The organism is Photobacterium profundum, assembly GCF_003026285.1.
Taxonomy (GTDB): Bacteria; Pseudomonadota; Gammaproteobacteria; order Enterobacterales; family Vibrionaceae; genus Photobacterium; species Photobacterium profundum.
On sequence record NZ_PYOD01000005.1, the window covers coordinates 346,902 to 355,978 of the forward strand.

The 9,077-nt window shown below is 40.3% G+C and carries 7 protein-coding genes and 3 tRNA genes; 6 read left to right on the forward strand and 4 right to left on the reverse strand.

Annotated elements, in window-relative coordinates; translation table 11 throughout:
- Positions 1–124: 124 nt before the first annotated feature.
- The 4 genes from C9J48_RS15445 to C9J48_RS15460 all read right to left on the reverse strand — a co-directional run bounded on the left by C9J48_RS15445 (position 125) and on the right by C9J48_RS15460 (position 4,301).
- Positions 125–871, reverse strand: a complete 747-nt coding sequence (locus C9J48_RS15445) for a GntR family transcriptional regulator (protein WP_006233644.1) — start codon at positions 869–871, stop codon at positions 125–127.
- 341 nt (positions 872–1,212) lie between these two features.
- Complete coding sequence (locus tag C9J48_RS15450) at positions 1,213–2,052, reverse strand: energy-coupling factor transporter transmembrane component T family protein (RefSeq protein ID WP_006233645.1); 840 nt, start codon at positions 2,050–2,052, stop codon at positions 1,213–1,215.
- Complete coding sequence (locus C9J48_RS15455; RefSeq protein ID WP_006233646.1) at positions 2,052–3,746, reverse strand: ABC transporter ATP-binding protein; 1,695 nt, start codon at positions 3,744–3,746, stop codon at positions 2,052–2,054. Before C9J48_RS15455 ends, C9J48_RS15450 begins: the two co-directional genes overlap by 1 nt.
- Positions 3,747–3,749: 3 nt before the next feature.
- Positions 3,750–4,301, reverse strand: a complete 552-nt coding sequence (locus tag C9J48_RS15460) for an ECF-type riboflavin transporter substrate-binding protein (RefSeq protein ID WP_036804436.1) — start codon at positions 4,299–4,301, stop codon at positions 3,750–3,752.
- A 1,009-nt stretch (positions 4,302–5,310) separates the two neighbouring features.
- Between C9J48_RS15460 and uvrY the strand changes: the two genes are divergently transcribed.
- The 6 genes from uvrY (at position 5,311) to C9J48_RS15490 (ending at position 9,077) form a co-directional block, all read left to right on the forward strand.
- Complete coding sequence (uvrY, locus tag C9J48_RS15465; protein ID WP_006233648.1) at positions 5,311–5,955, forward strand: UvrY/SirA/GacA family response regulator transcription factor; 645 nt, start codon at positions 5,311–5,313, stop codon at positions 5,953–5,955.
- A gap of 80 nt (positions 5,956–6,035) precedes the next feature.
- Positions 6,036–7,805: an excinuclease ABC subunit UvrC gene (gene uvrC / locus C9J48_RS15470; RefSeq protein WP_006233649.1), complete on the forward strand. Its 1,770-nt coding sequence runs from the start codon at positions 6,036–6,038 to the stop codon at positions 7,803–7,805.
- 58 nt (positions 7,806–7,863) lie between these two features.
- Entirely contained in the window at positions 7,864–8,421 is a 558-nt protein-coding gene (pgsA, locus tag C9J48_RS15475) for a CDP-diacylglycerol--glycerol-3-phosphate 3-phosphatidyltransferase (protein ID WP_006233650.1), read from the forward strand.
- Between the two features lie 294 nt (positions 8,422–8,715).
- Positions 8,716–8,789 (forward strand) — tRNA-Cys (locus tag C9J48_RS15480).
- Between the two features lie 21 nt (positions 8,790–8,810).
- A tRNA-Gly gene (locus tag C9J48_RS15485) sits at positions 8,811–8,886 on the forward strand.
- Between the two features lie 107 nt (positions 8,887–8,993).
- Positions 8,994–9,077 (forward strand) — tRNA-Leu (locus C9J48_RS15490).

Consider the following 9,077-nt stretch of genomic DNA (forward strand, 5'->3'; position numbering starts at 1 on the left):
TGTAGTTACAAAAAAGTGAAATAGTTGTTTTGGGGGATAAGCGTAGAAGACATTAAAAAACAGGAAGAAGTGTTCAGGTTAGGGGTCAGTTGGCTCTGGTTATGGCAACAGAGCCTGTGTGTAATTATGCTTTGTTTAATGCATTACTTTTAATGACATTAGAGAAAACGACATGCAAATCATTAGACGCTGTTTCACCATCTAGGCTCAATTTGGAGCGAATATGATTTAAGTGTTCCGTCATTAACGACAGGGCTTTTTCTTTATCACCGGCTTCAATGGCATCCAATAAAATGGTGTGTTCATCTAAAGAGCAATTAGCATTGTTGCCCACTTCGTATTGCGCAATTAATAACGAGGTTTGAGAAACCAAGCTTCGCTGAAAATTGAGAAGAGGGGCATTGTTTGCCATTTCTGCAAGTTTGAGGTGAAATTCACCAGACAGGCGAATACCACTACCAAAATCTCCTTTTTCAAAAGCACTTAATTCAGCGGTGACCAGCTTTCTGATTTGCTTTATTTGTTCTTGAGTTGCATTTTCAACCGCTAATTCAGTAATAGCGAGTTCCATTACTTCGCGTGCTTTAAAGATTTGCTTTGCTTCTTCAATCGTTGGTGCAGCGACAATAGCCCCGCGATTGGGACGAATCACAACAACTTGTTCAAGAGAAAGGCGCAGCAGTGCTCGGCGAATAATGGTACGGCTAACACTGAATATTTCACTTAAAGCTTCTTCATTCAGCTTGGTACCTGGCGGTAATCGCTGTTCTAAAATAGCATCAAAAATATGACAGTAAACAACATCATCCTGAGTCTGATTTGGGGATTTAGTTTTTGATTTTTTTTGTACTGCTTTACTGAGACTTGTCATTAGGATGATAAACCTTCTAATCCTGTATTTTGAGGTAACTAGGGTATAGGCGTATTTTGTTATAATTCGTTATCTTTAATATTACTCGTTTTGTGTACAATTTCTTAGCTTTATTGTCTTTTTTGTTGCAGCAATCGACTTAGTTATCAAAATTAAGCTTCAATATTGCCATTTGGTCTAGCGATACATGATTTTGATGAATGATTTAGCTTAATAGCTTGGCTGGCAGCAGAGACGAAAAGCAAAAAAGTCAGTTATATTCTTTCTCGTTAAAGTATATAAGAACTGACTTTCATGATCTTTTGCGATATTCAAGGTAGGTTACGCTAGCGAATCGCGAGTCAGAATGGATACCAAAATAACTGCTCTGATTGATAACGCTTGATAAAGCCTAATGTCAGAACAATCGCGATGACCAATAGAGTAAGGTAATCATTTTTGGTCATTGGCTTTAAGCTGTACCAAGAGCGACGTTTATTACGACCAAAACCGCGTAATGTCATGGCATTGGAAATAACGTCGGCACGATCAAGACTAGAGAAAATCAATGGGCCTAGAATTTTAGCAACATTCTTGATGCGCTTCATTACCGGAACATTATTAGAAATATCGACACCACGGGCTTGCTGCGCATGCATGATATTCATGAAGTCTTTCATTACTTCGGGTAGGTAGCGCAAGGTCAAGCTGACGGCGTAAGCGATCTTGTAAGGTATCCCTAACTTGTTCAAGCTGGCTGAAAACTCAGTAGGGTGAGTGGAAAACACAAAGACCAATGCAATAGGGAACATACTGAAATACTTAAGTGTGACAGTAAGCAGGTAGAATAATGTTTCAACCGTGATTTTATAGTCACCAAAGAGTGTTAATAGTACCGTTTCACTCCCCATGTACTCGACACCTTGTAAGGGTGCAATTAGAAACATAAATAATGCGTTCATTAAAAGAACAACAGACGTACCGATTAGAAGAGGTTTATAGACTGAGAACGGCACTTTACTGATTTTTAAGAGTGCTAAACCTACTAAGATCATTGCGCAAATAACACGTAAATCAAAGGTGATCAGAACCATGGTTACCCAGCTCATGAATAAGATGAACTTAGTGATGCCATTTAAGGTATGCAAGGCAGAGCCTGTGTTGACATAGCTAATGCCAAATTTAATTTTATTTGTTTTCATTATTTATTCTTTGCCTCATGTTCAATAAAGCAATGAATGAAGTTATCGATACGATTAATCCCCATTGCATATGCTAATGAATACAGGCTGGTTACAGTTAGGTTGGCTTTTTCTAGCAGAGCTGGCTGACTAAAAATGGTGTTAACGGGCGCATCTGCTAATAATTGGCTATCAGCGATGACAATGGCACGCTGGGTATATTCGAGAACAAGATGCATATCATGAGAGATGATCAGAATGGTAATGCCGAGTTTACGGTTAAGCTCTCGCACAAACTCCATCATTAATGTGTAGTGATGGTAGTCTTGACCTGCTGTCGGTTCATCCAGAATTAAGAGTTCAGGCTCAAGTACTAAGATTGTAGCAATCGTTACGCGCTTCTTCTGACCATAACTTAAAGCATCAATTGGCCAATGGCGGTATTTTTTCAAGCCGCATAGCTCAAGAATATCGAATACTTTGCGTTCTACTGTTGATTCATCGATACCTCGGTTTCGTAAACCTGATGCAATTTCATCAAAAATCATGTGGTGCGAAATCATATGATTGGGGTTTTGTAATACGATCCCGATCTTTTGGCTACGTTCAAAAATAGAGCTTTGTACTAAATCTTGACCGTTCATGAAAATAGATCCAGTATCAGGCTCTAACACCCCCATGATTAAACGCGTTATTGTTGATTTTCCTGAACCATTTTTCCCTAAAATGGAAACAAATTCCCCTTTGTTGATATGAAAGTTCACATCTTCAAGGGTGTTTTTAATGCCATCGTATGAATACGAGAGGTTGTTGACAGTAAGCAAGCGCTCACTGTTTTCTGGAGTACATTCAGCTGATGATTGGCGATACCAGTTTTCGATCTGTGGCTTAAATTTATCAAGATTTAATGTCGAAAAATATGCTGGTTTATCGTCTTCTGTTATTTGGCATCCTGCCGCTTTTAAAGCCGAAATATAAAGAGGCTCACGTATTCCATGTTGTTCCAGTAGATCGCTTGCAATGAGTTGGTCTGGCGTCATGTTGGCAACAATTTCACCTTGTTCCATCATGATGATGCGATCTACGGGACGATGAAGAACGTCTTCAAGACGATGCTCAATAATGATCACCGTTTTACCTGTATCATGATGAAGGTGATCAATTATGTCGATGGCCGCTTTGCCTGTTTTGGGGTCTAAGCTCGCCAACGGTTCATCAAATAGTAAAATATCGACATCGTCGACCATAACACCTGCTAGGGATACGCGCTGCTTTTGGCCACCACTAAGGTCAAAAGGAGACACATCTAAGATGTCATCAAGCTCAACCATTTTAGCGGTTTCTTTAACAATAGTATGCATTTCTTCTTGAATAACCATTTGGTTTTCAAGTGCAAAGGCTATATCTTCACCCACGCTTAGACCGACAAATTGCCCATCAGTATCTTGCAGTACCGTACCTACAATATTGGTACATTGATGAAGGTCTAAGGATTTAGTGTCTTTACCGTTAATTTTGAGACTACCAGTGCAATCGCCTTTAACGGCAAAAGGGATTAAACCATTCAAGCATTGGCCTAGTGTTGATTTTCCGCTACCGCTTGGACCTACTATGACAACCTTTTCGCCTTTCCCTATTGTTAGATTGATATTTTTTAAGGTTGGCTTTTCTAACGCCCAATACTTGAACGTGAAATTAGAGAATTCAATAGTCATTAGTTAATCAGCTTCTTTAAGGTTGTAGCTTTGTTGTTTTCTTTTTGCCATAGAAGTCAAAATATAGTGACCAACAATCGCAATTAATAGGGTATTACCTGCGGCAATAATGGTGAGTTGTGCCATCACTTTCGTAAAGGGTTCGGCGTAAAGCACAGAGTCTAAATAGGCTGAGCAGCCATAGCCGATAACATTGCCGAGGAAAGCAAGGAAGACAAATAAGGAGAAATCAAATTTAGTGAATTCCCCCATTTCTAAACGACCTCGGGTTATCTTAGGGTAAAAACCAATTATCAGTCCGACTAACCCTGAACCAAGTACCCACGTTAGCCATACACCCCAGCCCGCGAACATATCGGTCACCCAATGGCCAATAAAGCCAACAAGGAAACCAACAAGGGGACCAAATAAAACAGAAAACAATGCTAATACCGCCATTGCAGGCTTAAGCGTGGTGTTGGCAAACACGGGGATACCAAACATAGGTAAACCGCCAATGCCATAAAGTGCAGCACCAATGGCGATTAAAACCACCGTTTTAGCAGAAAGATTCATGATATAACCTTCAGTCAACTCTTGGTGATTGCTCGTCATAGAAAAGGCAAGTTTGAATAGCCTCTTAGAAGTGAACAATCTTCGTTATAATGGATGTCGCAAATACTGCTTAAATTTTACGGTTACTAACCACCGATAAAAACGTAAATCGTCAAAACTCTGATTCTGAGTGCGAATAATCCATTATTGTGCAAGAGCGATGATGGTATATGTGTCGCGTTGTAACCGTTTATACCCCGATAAAACACGCTGAGGTCACTCTGACCCCTACATCCTGAGGTTGCTTGGGTATAATTGGCGGCAATACTACATGAAGCTGTAACAGAAATAAAAACTTTCCATCTAGACGTCTAAGTATTGAGCGATACTCATAAATTCTACGGTATTTCTAGCTTAAACCGCCTTTAGTCTTGATACATAAACGTGAGATATGATTACGAAAGGGAAGTGATGAATATTTTACAGGACGTCATAATCATTTTTGTCTAGATTCAGTGAAAGTTAGGCAGGGTAAACTAATCTTGTATTAAGAGTTAGTCATAATTTATCTGTCGTATATTAGTACTCTATTTGTTATTTTTTCATTGTAACTTACTGTTTAGTTAGTAGTTACTGATAGAGCTATCATGAAATGTGGTGAAAAAGCCTTCTTTAGGTAAATGCTGTAGTAATAACGTTGAAATTAGTGTGGATGTATTTCTAATCGTTACCTTGTTTGTTAAATAACTTACCTGTATGGAATGTAAACAATTGGATATACTGAATTTTCTACTTTATTTTTCTTGATATATGGTAAATACTGCTGGTTGCCTTGTTTTATTTTGAAGCATGCAATAAAAACATTTTCGTTATATAGTGTCTTTGTTTGTATTTGTTCGAATTTTTGCGCTATCACACAAAATCAGTATGTGTACTGATTTTAAGTTAGGGTAGAATTAGGGTAAAATTAGTAATTGCAATCCCGCCAATTCCGGCAGGGTGCAGAGCCAAATCATATTGGAGATACAGCTTGATTAATGTATTCCTTGTAGATGATCACGAACTGGTTCGCACAGGGATCCGACGTCTTCTTGAAGATGTCCGTGGTATAAAAGTGCTAGGAGAAGCCGACAGTGGTGAGGAAGCCGTAAAATGGTGTCGTGCGCAACACGCCGATATCGTTCTTATGGATATGAATATGCCTGGTATCGGTGGTCTAGAAGCTACACGGAAGATTCTTCGTTTCAATCCCGACATCAAAATTATTGTATTAACGATTCATACTGAAAATCCTTTCCCAACGAAAGTGATGCAAGCTGGTGCAGCTGGATACCTTACTAAAGGTGCTGGTCCTGATGAAATGGTTAATGCTATTCGTATGGTTAATAGTGGGCAGCGTTATATTTCGCCTGAGATCGCTCAACAGATGGCATTAAGCCAATTTGCACCTGATTCTGAAAACCCGTTTAAAGACCTTTCAGAACGTGAACTTCAAATTATGATGATGATCACGAAGGGGCAAAAAGTCACTGACATTTCAGAGCAACTCAGTTTAAGTCCTAAAACAGTGAATAGTTACCGTTACCGCTTATTCAGCAAACTGGATATAGGCGGTGATGTTGAGCTTACCCATCTAGCAATTCGTCACGGAATGTTGGACACAGAGACGTTGTAGTGTCAGAAGCATTAGATGAAAAGAGCTTTGATGCAAAAAGCTTTCTAAAAACAGTTACTCACCAACCTGGCGTCTATCGTATGTATGATGCCGTTGGTGAAGTAATTTATGTTGGGAAAGCCAAAGATCTTAAAAAGCGCCTATCGAGTTATTTTCGAACTAACGTAGCTGGAGAGAAAACCAGAGCGTTAGTGAAAAATATCTGTAAAGTGGATGTCACGGTAACTCATACCGAGACAGAGGCGCTGATCCTTGAGCATAACTACATTAAATTGTACTTGCCTAAGTACAATGTGCTATTGCGTGATGACAAATCTTACCCGTATATCTTCTTGAGTAATCACCATCATCCCCGTCTTTCTATTCACCGAGGCACTAAAAAGCGCAAAGGTGAATATTTTGGTCCATACCCCGACGCGGGGGCGGTACGTGAAAGTCTGCATTTAATGCAGAAACTATTTCCTATTCGCCAATGTGAAGATTCTGTTTACGCAAACCGAAGCCGCCCTTGTTTGATGTATCAAATTGGCAGGTGTTTAGCTCCGTGTGTTAAAGATCTGATAACCGAGAAAGATTATGAAGACCAAGTCAGTTTTGCACGTTTATTTCTACAAGGAAAAGATCGTCAAGTAATTGCTTCACTTGTAGAGAAAATGGAGCAAGCTAGCCAAAGTTTGAATTTTGAACAAGCCGCGACTTTCCGTGATCAAATTCAGGCGCTACGCCGTATTCAAGAACAACAATTTGTCAGTCATGATAGTGAAGACGATCTTGATGTGGTTGGAATTGCTCATCAAAACGGCATGGCATGTATTCATGCGCTTTATATTCGCCAAGGTAAAATTTTAGGCAGCCGTAGTTATTTCCCCAAAATGCCAAGCGATGCTGAATTAACGGAAGTGCTATCGAGTTTTGTTACGCAGTTTTATCTGAATCAAGCTGAGGGTAGGGTTATTCCATCGGTCATTATCTTAGGTGAAAATTTAGGTGATGATGCAGGGGTTATTACTGAAACATTGTCTGACATAGCGGGTCGGAAAATTGAGCTAAAAGTGAGCCCTCGTGGTAACCGTGCGCGTTATTTAAAACTGGCTCAAACCAACGCAATGACAGCGCTCACTAGCAAGCTTAGTCATAAGATGACCATTCATGAACGGTTTTCTGAGCTGCGTAAGGCTCTGAACCTCGAGACTATTACTCGTATGGAATGTTTTGACATTAGCCATACGATGGGTGAAAAAACGGTGGCTTCTTGTGTGGTTTTTAACCAAGAAGGTCCGTTTAAGCAAGATTATCGACGTTATAATATTACGGGTATCACCGGTGGTGATGATTACGCTGCGATGGGGCAAGTATTAGAGCGTCGCTATGGTAAGCAGATGGAACCCGAAAAGATTCCCGATATTATTTTCATTGATGGTGGGCGAGGTCAGCTATCAAGAGCGTATAATGTTGTAAAACCATTTATGGATGAATGGCCTAAGCAACCACTACTAATTGGTATTGCTAAAGGGGTAACACGTAAAGCAGGGCTTGAAACATTAATTTTTATCACGGGTGACGAATTTTCTCTGCCCAGCGATTCACCTGCATTGCATTTGATTCAGCATATACGTGATGAAAGCCATAATCATGCGATTAGTGGTCACCGTGCACAACGTGCCAAAGTGAGAAAACGTAGTGCTTTAGAAGATGTGGAAGGTATTGGCCCTAAACGCCGTCAAGCGTTGCTTAAATTTATGGGTGGTTTACACGAATTAAAACGAGCAAGTAGAGAAGAGATTGCTAAAGTGCCTGGAATAAGCAAAGCTTTGGCAGAAAAGATATATGACGCATTGCAACACGGCTAGCTTTGCGGCACTCTTGTATCTGTAGTGGTACTGTCGTTAATTATAAGAATTAAGAATTATGCGTTTATCAATTCCGAACATATTAAGCTTCATTAGACTAATACTCATTCCTTTCTTTGTTATTGCTTTTTACTTGCCTTATGAGTGGTCTGCGTTTGCAACTGCGTTAATATTCTTTATTGCAGGTGCTACTGATTGGTTTGATGGTTACCTTGCCCGCAAACTGAATCAAACGACTCGTTTCGGCGCATTTATTGATCCAGTTGCTGATAAGCTAATGGTAATAACTGCCATGGTGTTGGTTGTTGAGCATTACCACTCTATTTGGGTAACCATTCCTGCCGTAACAATGATAGGTCGCGAAATCATTATCTCTGCATTACGTGAGTGGATGGCTGAACTCGGCAAGCGTGCAAGTGTTGCCGTTTCGTGGGTCGGTAAAGTGAAGACTGCATCTCAGATGTTTGCATTATTGTTATTACTTTGGCACCCACACGAATGGGTAACATGGTTAGGTTATGTATCACTTTACGTCGCAATGGTATTGACTTATTGGTCTATGTACCAATACCTTAAAGCCGCAAAAGGTGACTTGCTGAATGCTGAGCATCATTAAGTCTCAAGGTATTATCTTGTTCTAAAATTGATTTTGGAAGCGGCTAATGAGCCGCTTTTTTATTACCAGATGAAAAGGTGAATTTTATTCATTTGCTGATTAATTCATCTCTTTGATGTTGTTATAGTGGCTTTGGCTAAAAGGTAAGCGAACAAACACTTTTGTTGCATTTTTTTCGTGACAGCATCATTTGAATCTGTAGAATGGCCGACATACCGCAGCGGGGTAACCCACTAACGGTTAGTGATTGAAAGATTACTTAATTCTTTAAGATGTTTTGGCTTTAAAGAATATGGCGCGTTGGCAGAGTGGCTATGCAGCGGATTGCAAATCCGTGTACCTCGGTTCGACTCCGGGACGCGCCTCCATTATTCCTTGAGAATAATATTGCGACACTAGCTCAGCTGGTAGAGCGCAACCTTGCCAAGGTTGAGGTCACGAGTTCGAGCCTCGTGTGTCGCTCCAAATTTTGTACTAACGGTCACGTTACATTGGCAGACCGTTAATTAGATGGTGTCTAACCGCTTTTTATAAAGCACATTGGTTAGGAGCATCGCAATAAAGAATTGCGTGCCCTGGTGGTGGAATTGGTAGACACAAGGGATTTAAAATCCCTCGGCGTTCGCGCTGTGCCGGTTCAAGTCCGGCCCGGGGCA